This is a genomic window from Campylobacter sp. GB48 (genome assembly GCF_049221845.1).
In the GTDB taxonomy this organism is placed as follows: Bacteria; Campylobacterota; Campylobacteria; order Campylobacterales; family Campylobacteraceae; genus Campylobacter_D; species Campylobacter_D lari_C.
In genome coordinates, this window is the sequence record NZ_JBMJAR010000084.1 from 1 (window position 1) to 766 (window position 766).

Below are 766 nucleotides of genomic sequence, written 5' to 3' on the forward strand. Positions count from 1 at the left end.
AGACTCCTTCGAAGGCATCACCCAACTTTTACACAATCTACCTTATCAATTAGCGAACCCTAGTTTAAAAGATTTACTAAAACAAAGAAAAGATAAAATAGAAAATGCTATTGTAGTTTCTACTGGTCCATCTTTAATAAAGCAATTACCTTTATTAAAAGAATATGCTAATAAAGCTAGTATCATATGTGCTGATACAGCATATCCTATATTAGCAAAACATAATATAAAACCCGATTATGTATTAGCTTTAGAAAGACATGATCTTGTTTATCAATGTTTTGAACAAGACAATCAAGAATTTGATAAAGATATATTATTTATTATAGCTAGTGTAGCACATAAAAGTGTTATAGATGCTTTAGAAAAAACAAAAAAACCATATATATTAGTACACAGACCACTGCCTTTTTCTAAAGCATTACATATGGATGATTATGGGTATTTAGGTACAGGTATGAGTGTAGCCAATATGGCTTATGAACTAGCTGTAAAACTAGGTCATAAAAATATTATCTTAATAGGTCAAGATTTAGCCTATGATGAGAATGGCAATTCTCATCCTAAAGAATATCTACATACCCAAGAAAGTGAAAATGATAGAAAAGAAGGTTTGTTTATTACTGCTTATGGTGGCAATGGTAAGGTTGAGACGAATATGTGTTGGGATATTTTTAGAAAAACCTTTCAAAGAGATATAGAGTTAGTCAAAAAAATCAACATTACAACCTATAATGCCACAGAAGGTGGAGCTAGGATAGAAGGA

1 protein-coding gene is annotated in these 766 nt (G+C 30.5%); it reads left to right on the plus strand.

Annotation, left to right across the window (positions count from 1 at the left end):
• A partial coding sequence (locus ACOTVC_RS08930; protein ID WP_421628393.1) for a motility associated factor glycosyltransferase family protein occupies window positions 1-766 on the plus strand: 766 nt, incomplete at both ends.